Consider the following 13,828-nt stretch of genomic DNA (forward strand, 5'->3'; position numbering starts at 1 on the left):
TGCGCGCTCAAGCCGAAAGCCGCAGCACCGGCAGGTGCCAGCCGCCGTAGATTCCGCCGAGCCGGAGCGCCACGACCAGCAGCAGGCCCGCGTGAAAGGCCCAGCGGCGCGGCGTTCCGGCGGCCTGCAGGAGCAGGTACGCCGCGATGCCCGCGATGGCAGCGGAACCATAGATGCCGCTGCTCAGCAGCAGCGGAACGCGGTCGGTGAGCACATCGCGCAGCAAGCCGCCGGCGGCGCCCGTCATGGTGCCGATCAGGATCACGACGAGCGTCGGCAGGCGCCGCTCCTCGGCCACCTGCGCGCCGGTCATCGCAAAGAGCGCGAGGCCCAGCGCATCGGCCAATGCCAGCGCGTGCTCGGGCAGCGTGAAGAAATGGACCCACGCGATGGCGGCCGCGGTCGCTGCCAGGATCACGTACACGTAGCGCACTTCGCGGATCCAGAACACCGGATGGCGATCCAGCAGCAGGTCGCGCAGCGTGCCGCCGCCCACGGCCGTGACGGAGGCGATCACCACCACGCCCAGCCAGTCGAGGCCCGCACGGCCCGCCGCCAGCACGCCGCTGATGGCAAATACCGCAATGCCGGCGAGATCGAGCAGGTACAGCAGCATGGCAGGCCGGTCAGCGCTGCTGCCGGGCGGCGCGTTCGACGAGGAGCGCCATGGCTGCCGCGTTCTCGGTGCCTTCGGCGGCAAGCCCGCTCACGGTGCCGCACCGGTCCTGCAGTGCCTCGTCCTGGCTCGCCTTGAGCTTGCCGACCAGGCGATCGATCGGAATCTCGATGCCCACCACGGCGCGCAGCAGCTTGTCGATGAAATCCGCTGGCGCGTCCGTCATTTTCCAGGGCAGCTGCTTCGAGGATTCGTGGGCCGCCGTGAGGCGCGTCAACATGCCGCGCAGCCAGTGTTCGTCGTCGATGGCTCGCGCCACGCCGTGCGCATGGGCGACCGCATAGTTCCAGGTTGGCACGACCTTTCCGTGCGCCTGCTTGCCCGGATACCAGCCGGGCGTGATGTAGGACTGCGGGCCCTGGAACATGACCACCGAATGCCCTGAGGCAGGCAGCAGCTTCCACACCGGATTGGCGCGCGACACGTGGCCCATCAGTGTTCCGAACGGGCCGCGCGACCTGTCCAGCAGGAAGGGAACATGGTTGGCGACCAGGCCTTCGCCGCCGGGCACGACCCATGCGCCCAGCGGGTGGGCCTCGATCAGTGCCTGGGCTTCGCCGGGCCCGGGCAGCGCGTGGTGCTTGGATACGTACACAAGAACTCCAGGAAGTCGGTTGAACCGTGGGCGCCGCTGCGCGAGGAAATTGCCCTGGTTCTGTTGCCGCGGCTATTGTGTGGTCTGGAGCTCGTATCGCGCGAACGAGACGGTGCCCTTCTGGATGATGCTGTGCAGCGCATCGATGCAAGGCTATGAATTTCCGTCGGGGTGCTGGCAGACCCTTTCGATCACCTTCACTCGAGCACCCAGCGCCTCGAAGCGGTGGACAAGGTCGTCCTTCAGGGCAACGCTGACGCTGTCGTCCAGCAGCGGCAACGGCAACTGATGCTTGAGCTTCAGCAGGCTTGCGCCCGCGAGGTGCCTGTAGTCCGGATGCGCCTTGAGCGCCGTCAGGACCCGCAGGGGTTCGTCGCCCAGGTCCGTCAGGTGCACCGTGTGGAAGACCGTGGGCACACCGCCCCTCGGCAGCGAAGGCGGCACATGCACCTGGATGCGCGCCATCAGCATCTCGAGATTCGGGAACAGCGGCTGCGGCGACCAGCGTCCGCTCCCGTGCCAGTCCCACAGCACCGGCACCTCGGGCTGGCTGATGTCGCCGATCAAGGGGTCGCCATCGGCGTTCTGCAGGACCACCCAGTGGGGCTGCCACAGGCCCGCATCCACGGCGTCGCTCCACACCAGATGCTCGGGCGTACTCGCCTTCGGGTCCAGGATGAAGCGGTAGCCTTCCATGTCGGCCAGCAGGCCGGGTACGTCGACGGCGCCCGGGCCCGTGAGCACGCCACGCCAGTCTTCGCGCCAGCCCGGATCCTCCAGCACAAGAGACCGGGTCCCCATGCGGCGGCACCACGCGAACCAGTCCTGGATCGGCGGGGGCAGGGGCGGCAGGGTGAACCGGGCTGCCAGCGAGGCCTGGACGGCGGCCCGGCTGGGCCAGTTGTCGCGCGCGAGGGCCATCGAATTTCAGGACGCCTGTGCGGGTTGCACCGGCGGCACCGGAATGTCGAAATGCAGCACGTCTTCGCGCACGCCCAGCTTCGAGTACAGGGCGACGGCCGGCGCATCGGGCGGATCGGCCTGGACGAAGATCACGTAGGCCCCGCGTTCGGCGCCGATGCGCTGGAGCTCGCGGATCAACGCGGTTGCCACGCCCCTGCGCCTGTGCCCGGCGGCAACGGCCAGGTCGTAGATGTAGATCTCGCTGCGCTCCTGCTCGAACTTTTTCAGCTCGTAGGCCGCGAGGCCGCCGATGACTTGCGATCCCTCGCGCGCCGCCAATGCAATGAAATAGACGCTGTCCAGCAACTGCCGCAGGTACGCAGGCCGAGGGCGGCTGGCACCGTAGGCGGCCGGCTCGTCGAAGGCTTCGCCGAAAACAGCGAGAAGGGCCGTCATCAGCGGCCCGTCGTCGCCCGAGAGCTGCCGAACCGTGTAGCTGGCGGGGGTCGTGGACATGGCGGCATCCTAGCAACGGGAAACCTCAGGCGGGGCTCATGGCCTTGTCGACATCCCCCCCATGGTGCAGGGGCAGCCAGAGCGTGAAGCGCGTCCCGTCGCTGCCCGATTCCCAGCGCACCGTGCCGCCGATGGCCAGTGCGCGCCGCTGCTGGTTGCGCAGCCCGCGGCCGCTTCGGCGCAGGGCCTCTTCCACGGCAAAGCCCGCGCCGTTGTCCTCGATCACCACGCAGACGCCCTGGCCGTCCGTCGCGGTGCTGAAGCGGATGGTGGTGGCCCGCGTGTGGCGCAGCACGTTGGCCACGCACTCCTGCATGATGCGCAGGATGTGCAGTGCGCCGCCCGGGTCCAGCCAGGACAGCGCAGGCACCGGCTGCACCTCCCAGCGCAGCGCGACGCCGGCGCTCTCGATGCGCGGCGCCAGGCGAAAGCGCAGGGTGGCCAGCAACAGCAGCAGGTCGGCGTCCACGCTTTCCATGGAGTCGATGGCCAGCTTCAGGTCGTCCATGCAGCCCTTGAGCACGCCGGAGATCTCTGTGCCGGTCATGGCGCCTTGTTCCACCGATCGGATCGCGCTGATCAGCGACGAGCCGAGCCCGTCGTGCATGTCCTGCATCAGGCGCCGGCGCTCGGCACCGAGCATCTGCTCGTTCTCGATCACGCGCAGCCGCTGGTAGCTTTGCTCCAGCTCGGCCTCGCGCGCCTGCAGCCGCTGGGCCAGGCCCTTGTTCAGCCGGGCCACCTCGGCGAAGGCGCCCGTGTAGCGCTGGAACATGATGTACGAGAAGATGAAGAACAGGCTGATGATGGCGTAGGGCGAGGTGTACACGCTCTCCGGGCTGACCAGGTTGTTCTGCAGGAGCCCGTCATAGGAGGTGAAGGCCAGCGCCAGCACGGCCCAGCCCGCCACCAGGCGCCCCTCGGGAAACTTGGCGCGCAGCGCCTTGCGCAGGTTCACCGCGAAGATCAGCACCGTGACGGGCAGCACCGCCAGGTTGAGCAGCGGGGTGAAGAGGTAGAGGCTGGGTATCGCCCTGGACACATGGGGCAGCGTCGCCACGCTGCAAGCCAGCGCCAGCCCCACCGACGAACGGGTGAGCCAGGGCGAGGGCTGCTGATGCAGCCGCTGCAGGAACAGGTGGATGAGGATGATCAGCCAGAGCAGCGACGCCACGGTGATCCATTCGAACCACTCGTCCGAAATCGGCAGGTAGTCGCCGCTCACGAAGTAGTGCAGCGTGCGCAGGAAGGCCATCGCCGAGATGGCAAAGAACAGCAGGTAGAGCGATTCGCGCCGCTTGCCCAGCCATACCGCGAATGCGAAGGCGCCCACCGCCAGGAATGCGGCGCTGCCCATGAACGGCAGCTGCACCTGCAGCAGTTGGCGGGCATGGTAGCGCCAGCCCAGCGCATCCTGGTCGCCCACCCACACCGTTGAAAATCCGCTCCCGCTGCTGCGCAGGCGGTCGACGCGAATCAGCACCGACGCCGGCGAAGGCGTGCGGGCCGCTGCGTTCAGCGGCAGCAGCAGCGGATGGTTGTAGCCGTTGTGCACGGCGCTGCCTTGCGACTGATGGAGCAGCACGCCATCGCCGTACACCGCGATGCGGCCCAGGGTCTTCCAGCGCGGGAGGTAGAGAAGGCGAGGCTGCGGCGAGGACGCGAGCCCGGCCAAGTCGATGCGGTACCAGTCGGTGACCGTGTGCACGCCGCCCTCGGATGTGGGCACCAGCTCTCGTCCAACCGTATGCGGGAGGCTGACCGTCTGCCAGCCTTCGCCCGGCAGCCCGGCATCCTCGATGCGCCGCGGCGGGGCGGAATAGCCGGTGCCGGGAATGGACAGCAGTTCGGCCCGGGTGATGTGGACAGCGCCATCGCCGTGCGGCGCGGCTGCATCCGTTGCCGACGGTTCGGCGGCGCCTGCGCAAGGCAGGACGGCGAGGGGCAGCGCCAGCCACAGCGCTGCGATCCACCGGCCCATCCGCCGCTGGCCCTTGCAGCCCGCCTTCATGGAGCGCTTGCGCCTTCAAGGCCGCGTTCAACGGGCTTCTCCTGGAATGCACCCGGAGGGAGGTCGGCGGTGAAGGCGGAATGCATGGGCCGAGTCTATGCGCCCGATCGGACCATCGACATCAGCGTGATGGAAGCCTGTCCGGCGATCTGCGCCGGGGCCTGGGCGCCGAAGCCATGTAGATCGCCAGCGCAATGCCAACCGCACTGACGCACAGCGGGGCGGCGACCGAGAGCCATCGGTTGGGCTGGATCGGCGCCGCCGCTGTTTCCGGTCGACGCGCGGGTGGAGCCGCGCGATCGATCTGCACGGGCAGGACCTCGGCGTCGAACATATAGCCGCGCCGCGGAGATGTGGCAATCAGTGTCGCGTCGTGATCGCCCAGGCGGCTGCGCAGTTCGCCGATGCAATGCACGAGCGAGTCGTGCGTGACCACCACGTCCGGCCACAAGCGGTCCATCAACTCCGTCTTGCTGATGAGGCGCTGGGGATTGGCGAGGAAGAATCGCAGCAGCGCATCGGGCTTGGGGCTGAGCGGTATCAGCGTGCCATCCTGGCGCAGCTGGTCGCGTTCGAAATCGAACTGGAAGCTCGCGAACCGGACCGTTGCCGCGATTCCGGTTCGGCCCCGCGAGGTCGCGGGTGCGGGCGGATTTCGCTCATTGACTGGTGGTTGCCGTTCGGACATGGACGCATCTCTCGAGATTGCCGGCAGTGGCATGGAATGCAGCGAATCGTCCGGAGATTTTCTTCCTGTTTGCCTCGGTCCGGAAGGCCATCGGGGGCTTTCTCTTCGCGAAATCATCGCCACATCTTCGCAGTTCGATCATGAAGAATTTGCCTGCCTCGCCTATCGTGGATGGGTGGCATTCGCCACGGGTGCAGGGAGCTCATCGCGTGGGTACCCATGTGCTCGGTCGGAGCGAAATCATGCAAGTCCGAATCTTCTGCTCGATGTTCTTCGGCGCGATCGCGCTCTTCCCGCCGACCGTCCACGTGATGGCGGCCGAAGAGCGCGTCTACCTGAGCAAGGCCGAGATCGAGAGCGTGCTCATCGACAGGGGCATCGAGTCGAGGAACCTGTCGACGGGCATGGTGTCGCATTGGATCTTTCGGCCCGACGGGCGTGTCGAGTTCACCAACAAGAGCGGACCCGGCAGTGCCTCCGGAACGTGGGTGATTCGGACCGACGGCTTGATGTGCGTCACGATGCTCACTCGCACCGGCTGCCGCTATTGGTTCCGCCAGGGCGGCACGCTCGCCAATGCGCTGGGCAAGGAACCCGACTCGCCACTTGTTGCAGAGATCGCGTTCGAGTAGCCGAAGGTATCCGGAGCCGCACGCAAAGCCTCCAGAGGCAAGTATTCTTGCGCCGTCGCAGATGCGACGGAGGCAATGAACATGTACATCGAACAAGGCGGCGAAGGCCCGGACCTGCTCCTCATGCTGCACGGCATGGGCGCCACCGGCGCGGTGTGGTCGCCCATGTGCGCCGAGGCCGGCGCTCGCTGGAGCGGCCGCTGGGTCGTGCTCGACCTGCCGGGCCACGGCCGGTCCGACCGGCAGGACTCCTATGCCGTCGGCCAGTACGCCGCCGGCGTGGCGCGCGCTGCGCTGCCGCACATCCATCCCGAGGGCCGCCTCGTGGTGCTCGGGCATTCGCTCGGCGGGGTGATCGCCCTCGCGCTGGCCACGGGCTGGTTCGGCCTCGCGCCGCACCGGGTTTTCGCGGCCGGCATCAAGATCGCGTGGAGCGACGAAGAGCTGCGCCGCATGGAGGCGCTGGCGTCACAGCCGGCCAGGAAATTCGCCACGCAAGAAGAAGCGTGGGACAGGTACCTGAAGGTCTGCGGCCTTGCCGGCATCGCCGATGCGGCGGCAGCCGTCGCTGCGCGGGGCATCGCGCGCGGCGCCGACGGCTGGCATCTTGCGATGGATCCGCGGGCCCATGCCGTGGGCAAGCCGCCGCTGTCCGAACTGGCGGCGCTGGCGCGCTGCCCCGTTCATCTCGCGCGCGGGCGAGATGACGCGCTGGTCACGATGGCGCAGACCCGCTGCCTCGACCCCGATGCCCGCGACCTCGGGCCGCACGGCCACAACGTGATGGTCGAGGCGCCCGCTCAGGTCTGGGATTGGGTGGCTTCGCTCACGTGAGCGAGCGAATCGGCACCACCCTCGCTTCGGCCGCGCGTGCCCGCAACTGGCCGCACCCGCCGTCGACATCCTGGCCGGCCGAATGGCGCAGCTTCGTCAGGATGCCCCGCTGGTGCAGCGTGCGCGCCATCTGCTCGCAGCGCTCCAGCGAGGGGCGGCTGAAGGCCACGCCATCCACGGCGTTGAAGGGAATCATGTTCAGCACGCCGAACTTGCCGGAGAGCAGCCTCACGATGCCTTCGATCTCTTCCGGCCCGTCGTTGACGCCTTCCAGCAGCGTCCACTGGTACTGGATCGGGTAGCCGCTGGCCCGGGCATAGCGCTCGCCTGCGCCGACCAGTTCCTCGGGCGTCATGTTCGGCGCGCGCGGCAGGAGCTTCCTGCGCAGGTCGGCCCTGGTCGTGTGCAAGGAGAGCGCCAGCGCGGGCCTGACACGCGCCTGCTGCAGCCGCTCGAACGCGCGAGGGTCGCCCACCGTGGAGAACACCAGGTTCTTCTGGCCGATGTTGCCCACCGTGCCGAGCAGCTCGATCGCCTCCATCACGTTGTCCAGGTTGTGGGCCGGCTCGCCCATGCCCATGAACACCACCTTGCGCACCGGCCGGCGCATGCGCGCGAGCGCGACCTGGGCAATGATCTCGGCGCTTCCCACCTGGCGCAGCAACCCGTCGCGTCCCGTCATGCAGAACCGGCATCCGACCGCGCAGCCCACCTGCGACGAGACGCACAGCCCGTCGCGCGGCAGCAGCACGCTCTCCACGGTTTGCCCGTCCGCAAGGGCGACGAGCAGCCGCTCGGAGCCATCGGCGCCGGGATGCACCGCGTGGATGCGCGCGAGGCCCGCAAGCTCGGCTTCGATGGCGGGAAGGGCGGCCAGCAGCGACGACGGAAAGAAGCTCGCCGGCAGGCGCCTGCCGCTGTTTCGGGGCAGCGCATGGGACCACAGCCGCAGGATGCGCTGCTCGTGGCTGGGGCCTGCACCGGCTTCCCGCAGCCGTTGTTTCAGTTCGTGGATTCGCATGCTGCGGCAGATTGTGCACGGCAGTCCCGGCGTGCGCACCCGCTGCCTCGCGCGCCTCCTGGCCCGGAATTCAGAATGCCAAGGTCTCGCCCGCCATGTTGCGAATCCGGGTTGCCGATCGATGGGCGCGCCGAAGAATGTCCGGGACGTCATAGGCGAGGAGACGGCCGTTTCTTTTCAGGATGCGCCCGTCGGCCAGCACGGCATCGACATCGCTGGCGCTGCCACCTTGCACGATCGCCGTCTCGATATTGCCGACCGGCCACATGTTCAGATCCCTGGTCCGCACCAGGATCATGTCGGCGCGTTTGCCCTCGGTGATCGACCCGGTGACATCGCCGAGCCCCATGGCCATGGTTCCGCTGATCGTCGCCTGCTATGCCAAAGCGAAGGCGCCGAGGATATGGAAGGCTCGATCGGCCGGCTTCACACGTTCGGCCGATGCGGCTGCCAAGTGATGCTCCCATTCAGCCCAGTGCAGCCCCCCAGGTTCGCCCCGGCGTCGCGCCTGTGCCTTGCGCTACGGCTTGGTGAAGAAGGGACTCGACTGCCTGTTGCACGACGCGGTGGCTCGCCAGACCTGCCCGTCGTACGACTCGACGTGGCGTGGAAGCCGCGGCCGTGGCGCGACTCAGGTCGGGCGTGCCGACAGTCCTTCGATCTGCCGGGTCAGGGCGTGCACCGCGTCGGTCAGCGCCAGCAGTTCGCGTTCCTTCAGGAGGTCGATCTTCTCGTGCAGTAGTTCGATCTCCAACTCCGCCTTGACATTGATCTCGTAGTCGGTTTCGGCGTGGCGCCGGTCCTGCTCGGACTGCCGGTTCTGGCTCATCATGATTGCCGGCGCGGTGTAGGCCGCCTGGAACGACAGGAGCAGGTTCAGAAGGATGAATGGATACGGGTCCCAAGCGCCGTTCCCGGTCATCGCGTTGCCGACGATCCACAGCACGATGGCCGTGCTCTGGAAGATGATGAAGCGCCACGACCCTACGGTCGCGGCCACCGCGTCGGCCAGGCGTTGACCGCGAGTTGGTTCACCTGGAAGGAAATGCTCGGGAGCAGTCGGCGGCTTGGCCGATTTGGCTTGCCGGTGGGCGCGTCGGTGCTTGCGAAGCGACTCCAGCCGAAGCCGGTCTTCGGCTGCCAGGGTCGTCGCATTTTGGGTGAGGTGTTTGTCGTTCATACGAACTCCGAGGGTGAAGTCAAGGGCGATGTCGATGGCCTGCGTCCGCCAAACGCCGCCAGCCCGGTTGCATCATCGGGCAGACAGCACGTGGATGTTTGACGACACCGCGAAGCGTTGCACTCGTGCCCACGCCAGCGCATTCCTAGCCGCAACCGGGTGCGCCGGCGCGCGTCTTTCGAGGGCATCAAACCGTCGATTGAAATCGACTGGACATTGACTCCTTGACCCGCCGAGTTCCACCGACAGCTATGCGGCGCCAAATCTGGACGAGCGATCGTCTGTGATGGGCCCTTTGCGCTAGCCCCGTGTGAGGCTACAGTCGGCCAGAAGCAGACCTTGAACATCGTCGTCAATCGTAGATGTCGTATTCGACAAGCAGGTCCTTCATGGCATCCTCGACGCCGTAGCCGATGTTCTGACTGATGCGACACACGGCCTCCAGTCGTTCCAAGAACAAGGGGCGCTGCTCATCCGGCAGTTTTGCAATGGCCTTTAACGCCTGCTCGAACATTCGCACCAACGCGCTGAAGAAGCCCTCGTCCTGCAGGCCGACTTCTACGCTGAAGCCTGATGCGCGCTCGCAGTAGAAGACCATCAATTCTGCGAGGCCCTCCGGTTGGCCAATTGCCTTCCTGTAATTCGCGATGGCCTTCTTGGCCTCGGCGACGGACACGGTCTGGTTCCGGAACGTGTCGGGCCAAAGGCGGCGGTTGATGGTGACCTTGTACGGCTCCAGGATATCTTCGCCCAGCCCGAAACGGGCGTGAAGGAAAACCTGGATGCTCTTGTCGGCCGTGTACAGGTCATGCACCAGGCCGACCAGTCCATCGTGGTCGAAATGGATCAGTCTGGCCTTGACGTCACTCCAGGATGTGGATCTCTTGGCCTTGCTTGCTTTCATCTCTGTGTGTGTCGGAATTGAAGCCTGTACGACGCCTGGCGGGTGAGACCATGTTGCTGGTGAATGCCAAATTGCCAAAGTACCATCGTGGAGTCGAACTGTCGCCTCGCGGCGGGCGAGGCTAATCAGAGGCGGTGCCGTGCAAAACGGTCCATCGTCGAACGGAGAGGGGCGATGCGATGAGATATGACATGGTCAAGGTCGAAGAGGCGGTTCTGGCGTTGCTCGGCGTCTTTGAGTTCGACAACGGACGCGTATGGAAGCGATATGACTTCGCAACCATGGACGGGCTCCACGAAAAAGGGCTCATCACGGTGAGCCCGCGGCAGGCAGGAGTCGGTCTACCTGACGGACGAAGGGATGCGCCGTGCCAAGGAGCTCGCGGCCAAATATTTCGGAACCAACGGGGCGGCGCCGGTGCGCCAATAGCTGCGGCAGAATCCGGCCAGGACCAGTCGGTCGACAACGACTCGGAATTTGAACGGAGGCGCAGCCAGTGCTGATCTTGCCCCCGTATTTCAGGACATGCGCTATTCGCAATGTAGCGTCTGCTCGATCTGAGGCAGACGCTGTTGGGCAGCGCGATGCTGCCTGAACTCCCTGGGTGATTTCATCTTCAATGCCGATTGCGGGTGCACCTCGTTGAAGTGCTCGAAGGCGGCGGCCATCTGCGCCATCACCGTTCTCGCATCGGCAAGGTCCATCCTGCTATCGGGGCACTCAGCAGCTAGAGGTCCTCCACATGCAGGGCGAGAGTCACGAACCGCTCGGGCGCGCTGCCGGCATGGGCGAGCCTCCGCCGAGTTTCTCGATCACCAGGTCCAGGAATGCTCGCAGCCTCGCCAGTCCACGAAGGTCCTGGTGATAAGCAAACCAGACGTCCCTGCCAGGTGGTGGCGGTTCCAGGTCGTGTCTTTCGATGCCAGGGAAGTGATCGCCGAGGAGGGTTGGCAACACAGCGAATCCTGCCCCCAGGCCACACAGGCGAGCTTGCACATCACGATTGTTGCTGCCGAGCTTGAAGATGCCCGATGGGAACGTGCTGCGCAGCCAATGCACGTCCGGCAGATCCTCGAATGCCGTATTCAGCGTGATCAGCTCTATGTCGGCGCCATTGCCTGTTGCGGGACCTTGCACTCCCGCTGGCCCATAGAGCGCATAGCGCATGTGCATCAGGTGGCGTTGGACGACCCCCGGGCTTTCGGAGGGCCGAATGCGAAACACCAGGTCGGCCTCCCGTCGGTCGAGATCGAGAAAGCGCACGTCCGTGATGAGGTCGATGCGAACGCCCGGGTGGAGCGCGACGAATTCCGCGATGAGAGGCGAAAGGACGTGCAATCCGAACCAGTCGGAGCACGACACCCGAAGAAGACCCTGGAGGTCAGCGCCTTGACCCGCCAGCTGTCGCTCGATGGCGAGCGCCTCTTCTTCCATCCGCTCGGCGTGCAACAGAACCGATGTGCCCTCGTCGGTGAGCTGAAACCCCTCCGGCCCACGCTGCAGCAACTTCTGCCCAGTTGAGTTTTCCAGCGCCCGTATGCGGCGCCCCATGGTCGGCTGAGACATCCCCAGACGCGCGGCTGCAGCGCTCAACGTGCCTGCACGCGCAACCGCTAGAAAAATTCGAAGATCCTGCCAGTCCATGGGAATTCAAATATGAATGAAGAGTGTTCATTTTTGTGAATTTACATTCATCAATGAATTCCCCAAAGTGAGGTCCTCCACAACCAAGAGCTCAAGAGGACTTTCCCATGCGCAACTCACCTGTTCCCGCCACGATGCAAGCCGCCTTGGTCCACGAAGCCAATGGCGCCTTCGAGATCGCCGAGCGCCCCGTCCCGGAAGTCTCTGCCGGCCACGTGTTGGTCCGTATCGCCGCCAGCGGAGTCAACCCGCTGGACACCAAGATTCGCGCCGGTGCTGCGGCGCATGCCAAGCACCCGCTTCCGGCGATCCTTGGCATGGATCTGGCAGGTACCGTCGTGCAGGTCGGCGCCGGCGTGATTCGCTTCCACGTGGGCGATGAGGTCTACGGTCTTGTCGGCGGTGTGGGAGGCCTGCAAGGCACCCTGGCCGAGTACGCCGTGGTCGACGCGGATCTGCTCGCGCACAAGCCTGCGAACCTGTCGATGCGCGAGGCGGCCGCGCTGCCACTGGTTTCCATCACCGCGTGGGAGGGCTTGGTCGATCGGGCCCGAACGAGTGCCGGCCACAAGGTGCTCGTTCATGGTGGCGCGGGTGGCGTCGGGAGCGTGGCTATACAGATTGCGCGTTCGATCGGTACTGACGTGTACGCCACCGTCAAACCTTCGCAGTTTGATGTGGTGCGATCCTTGGGTGCCACACCCATCAACTACACGACGTCCACGCCCACCGCGTATGTTCTGGAGCACACGGGGGACGAGGGGTTCGACGTGGTGTACGACACCGTGGGGGGCGCCACCCTCGACGCGTCCTTCCAGGCCGTGCGTCGGTATACAGGCCATGTCGTGAGCGCGCTGGGTTGGGGCACCCACGCACTGGCACCGCTGTCTTTTCGAGGCGCCACTTATTCGGGTGTTTTCACGCTGATGCCGATGCTGAGTGGCAAAGGCCGCCCCCATCACGGAGAGATCCTGACGCAGATCTCCAAGCTGGTCGAAGCAGGCCAGATTCGCCCTGTCTTGGACACCCAGAGGTTCACGCTCGCTCAAGTCGAACAGGCGCATGCGCGCGCTACCGGAGGCCAGTCAACCGGCAAGATTGTTGTTGACCTCGTTTGATCTGGAAAGTGCGGGTGCGAGGGGCTAGTCGCTCGAGTGCAAACGCGATTTGGCGCCCGCTCGCGTGCGCTATCGCAGTTCATGAGCCGGCCCGCCCCGGCTCTTTTTCCTGCGTCCCCCTTCAGAAGTAGAAGACATCGGCCTTTGGAACGCTGTTGACAGAGCGCTGCTGACCAAAGATTGGAGGCCTCGTAGGCTTGGTTTTCTCAGGCCAGGCGGGTGATCTTTCTTCTTCCAATCATCAGCCACGTTGGATTGCGCCCATCTCTGACCCTAGGATGCGTGGATCTGCCGCAGATTGCGCCGCTGTTTCCGCGATTTGGTGGCCTCGACCGCGAGCCAGGTCGAGAGCTTGTCGGCATAGGGATCTGCGAAGCGCTCGGGCGGCCCAACATGCGCTTTGTCGCGGTCAAGACCGTCGATCAGCAATCCGTGCTGTCGCGGCACCGGGCCCGTGAAGCCATGGTGTCGGCGCGCACCGCCGAGATCAATCGCGTGCGCGGCCTGCTCGCGGAGTTTGGGATTGTGGTGGCACTAGGGCTGCGCAGCTTCACGCGCGATGTGCCCGCCGAAGTCGATGTCGAGTCCGAGATTGCTCGCGGTCAGCAGCCAGCCGCAGGTCTCCAAAATTTGGTGCGGAGCCACTGGCTGAGCGATCTCGGCAAGATCTGTCATCACCTAGCGTCGGAAACGAAACGGGGTCTCGCGGCCCGTGATCTTGGCCGTCACCGCAATAGCAGAGGCTTGAGTGGAGCCAGCAGCACATTCATGGCCGCTTGATTTCTCTCACTTCGGCGTCGACGACGGTTTCCTCGCCTGAAGCAGCAGGAGCCGCCTTGGCGCCAGGCGACGCGGCAGCGCCTGCCGCGGCCTGCGCCTCGGCATACATCTTTTCGCCGAGCTTCTGGCTGGCGGTCATCAGCGTGTTGGTCTTTTCCTCGATCGCGGCCTTGTCCTCGCCCTTGAGGGTTTCTTCCAGGTCCTTGATCGCGGCTTCGATCTTTTCCTTCTCGCCGGCGTCCAGGCTCGCGCCGTGCTCGCCAAGCGACTTCTTCACGCTGTGCACCATGGCTTCGCCCTGGTTGCGGGCCTGCACGAGCTCGACT

The 13,828-nt window shown here is 65.7% G+C and carries 16 protein-coding genes and 2 pseudogenes; 5 read left to right on the top strand and 13 right to left on the bottom strand.

Annotated elements, in window-relative coordinates; translation table 11 throughout:
• Positions 1 to 7: 7 nt before the first annotated feature.
• The 6 genes from EJO66_RS29785 to EJO66_RS29810 form a co-directional block, all read right to left on the bottom strand.
• Positions 8 to 616 carry a trimeric intracellular cation channel family protein gene (locus EJO66_RS29785; protein ID WP_125966924.1) on the bottom strand — a complete coding sequence of 203 codons (609 nt, stop codon included), beginning with the start codon at positions 614 to 616 and terminating at the stop codon, positions 8 to 10.
• A 10-nt stretch (positions 617 to 626) separates the two neighbouring features.
• Complete coding sequence (locus EJO66_RS29790) at positions 627 to 1,271, bottom strand: FMN-binding negative transcriptional regulator (protein ID WP_125966925.1); 645 nt, start codon at positions 1,269 to 1,271, stop codon at positions 627 to 629.
• A gap of 153 nt (positions 1,272 to 1,424) precedes the next feature.
• Positions 1,425 to 2,192 carry a hypothetical protein gene (locus tag EJO66_RS29795; RefSeq protein ID WP_125966926.1) on the bottom strand — a complete coding sequence of 256 codons (768 nt, stop codon included), beginning with the start codon at positions 2,190 to 2,192 and terminating at the stop codon, positions 1,425 to 1,427.
• Between the two features lie 6 nt (positions 2,193 to 2,198).
• The gene (locus EJO66_RS29800; protein ID WP_125966927.1) at positions 2,199 to 2,690 is read right to left on the bottom strand and encodes an AAC(3)-I family aminoglycoside N-acetyltransferase; all 492 of its coding nucleotides are present in this window, start codon (positions 2,688 to 2,690) and stop codon (positions 2,199 to 2,201) included.
• A 25-nt stretch (positions 2,691 to 2,715) separates the two neighbouring features.
• Positions 2,716 to 4,701 (bottom strand): sensor histidine kinase, encoded by a 1,986-nt coding sequence (locus tag EJO66_RS29805; RefSeq protein WP_240648896.1) that lies wholly within the window; start codon positions 4,699 to 4,701, stop codon positions 2,716 to 2,718.
• A 121-nt stretch (positions 4,702 to 4,822) separates the two neighbouring features.
• Positions 4,823 to 5,389: a winged helix-turn-helix domain-containing protein gene (locus EJO66_RS29810; protein WP_125966928.1), complete on the bottom strand. Its 567-nt coding sequence runs from the start codon at positions 5,387 to 5,389 to the stop codon at positions 4,823 to 4,825.
• 242 nt (positions 5,390 to 5,631) lie between these two features.
• Between EJO66_RS29810 and EJO66_RS29815 the strand changes: the two genes are divergently transcribed.
• A complete protein-coding gene (locus EJO66_RS29815; protein WP_125966929.1) occupies positions 5,632 to 6,021 on the top strand; it encodes a hypothetical protein in 390 nt (129 codons plus the stop codon).
• An 81-nt stretch (positions 6,022 to 6,102) separates the two neighbouring features.
• Positions 6,103 to 6,855 (top strand): alpha/beta fold hydrolase, encoded by a 753-nt coding sequence (locus EJO66_RS29820; protein ID WP_125966930.1) that lies wholly within the window; start codon positions 6,103 to 6,105, stop codon positions 6,853 to 6,855.
• Here the strand turns inward: EJO66_RS29820 and EJO66_RS29825 are convergent.
• The 4 genes from EJO66_RS29825 to EJO66_RS29840 all read right to left on the bottom strand — a co-directional run bounded on the left by EJO66_RS29825 (position 6,848) and on the right by EJO66_RS29840 (position 9,960).
• Positions 6,848 to 7,876: an RNA methyltransferase gene (locus EJO66_RS29825; RefSeq protein ID WP_125966931.1), complete on the bottom strand. Its 1,029-nt coding sequence runs from the start codon at positions 7,874 to 7,876 to the stop codon at positions 6,848 to 6,850. The genes EJO66_RS29820 and EJO66_RS29825 overlap by 8 nt on opposite strands.
• A 70-nt stretch (positions 7,877 to 7,946) precedes the next feature.
• Positions 7,947 to 8,243, bottom strand: coding sequence for an amidohydrolase family protein (locus tag EJO66_RS29830; RefSeq protein WP_276312024.1), 297 nt, complete (start codon positions 8,241 to 8,243; stop codon positions 7,947 to 7,949).
• Between the two features lie 264 nt (positions 8,244 to 8,507).
• Complete coding sequence (locus EJO66_RS29835) at positions 8,508 to 9,056, bottom strand: DUF1003 domain-containing protein (RefSeq protein WP_125966933.1); 549 nt, start codon at positions 9,054 to 9,056, stop codon at positions 8,508 to 8,510.
• Positions 9,057 to 9,408: 352 nt separating this feature from the next.
• Positions 9,409 to 9,960, bottom strand: a complete 552-nt coding sequence (locus EJO66_RS29840; protein ID WP_125966934.1) for a hypothetical protein — start codon at positions 9,958 to 9,960, stop codon at positions 9,409 to 9,411.
• Positions 9,961 to 10,151: 191 nt separating this feature from the next.
• Here EJO66_RS29840 and EJO66_RS33455 point away from each other — a divergent pair, with 191 nt between their 5' ends.
• Positions 10,152 to 10,463: a DUF6429 family protein gene (locus EJO66_RS33455; protein WP_476756210.1), complete on the top strand. Its 312-nt coding sequence runs from the start codon at positions 10,152 to 10,154 to the stop codon at positions 10,461 to 10,463.
• Between the two features lie 27 nt (positions 10,464 to 10,490).
• Here EJO66_RS33455 and EJO66_RS29850 read toward each other — a convergent pair.
• Positions 10,491 to 10,670: pseudogene (locus tag EJO66_RS29850) on the bottom strand (IS3 family transposase); the annotation flags it as partial.
• Between the two features lie 46 nt (positions 10,671 to 10,716).
• Positions 10,717 to 11,604, bottom strand: a complete 888-nt coding sequence (locus tag EJO66_RS29855; protein WP_125966935.1) for a LysR family transcriptional regulator — start codon at positions 11,602 to 11,604, stop codon at positions 10,717 to 10,719.
• A gap of 107 nt (positions 11,605 to 11,711) precedes the next feature.
• Here EJO66_RS29855 and EJO66_RS29860 point away from each other — a divergent pair, with 107 nt between their 5' ends.
• Both EJO66_RS29860 and EJO66_RS33145 read left to right on the top strand, forming a co-directional pair.
• Complete coding sequence (locus tag EJO66_RS29860; RefSeq protein WP_206168907.1) at positions 11,712 to 12,722, top strand: zinc-dependent alcohol dehydrogenase family protein; 1,011 nt, start codon at positions 11,712 to 11,714, stop codon at positions 12,720 to 12,722.
• A gap of 366 nt (positions 12,723 to 13,088) precedes the next feature.
• Positions 13,089 to 13,280: pseudogene (locus tag EJO66_RS33145) on the top strand (IS110 family transposase); the annotation flags it as partial.
• A 208-nt stretch (positions 13,281 to 13,488) separates the two neighbouring features.
• Here the strand turns inward: EJO66_RS33145 and EJO66_RS29870 are convergent.
• On the bottom strand, positions 13,489 to 13,828 hold a 340-nt coding region (locus tag EJO66_RS29870), incomplete at its 5' end, for an Hsp70 family protein (protein WP_164547943.1).

The organism is Variovorax beijingensis (assembly GCF_003951285.1).
In the GTDB taxonomy this organism is placed as follows: Bacteria; Pseudomonadota; Gammaproteobacteria; order Burkholderiales; family Burkholderiaceae_C; genus Variovorax; species Variovorax beijingensis.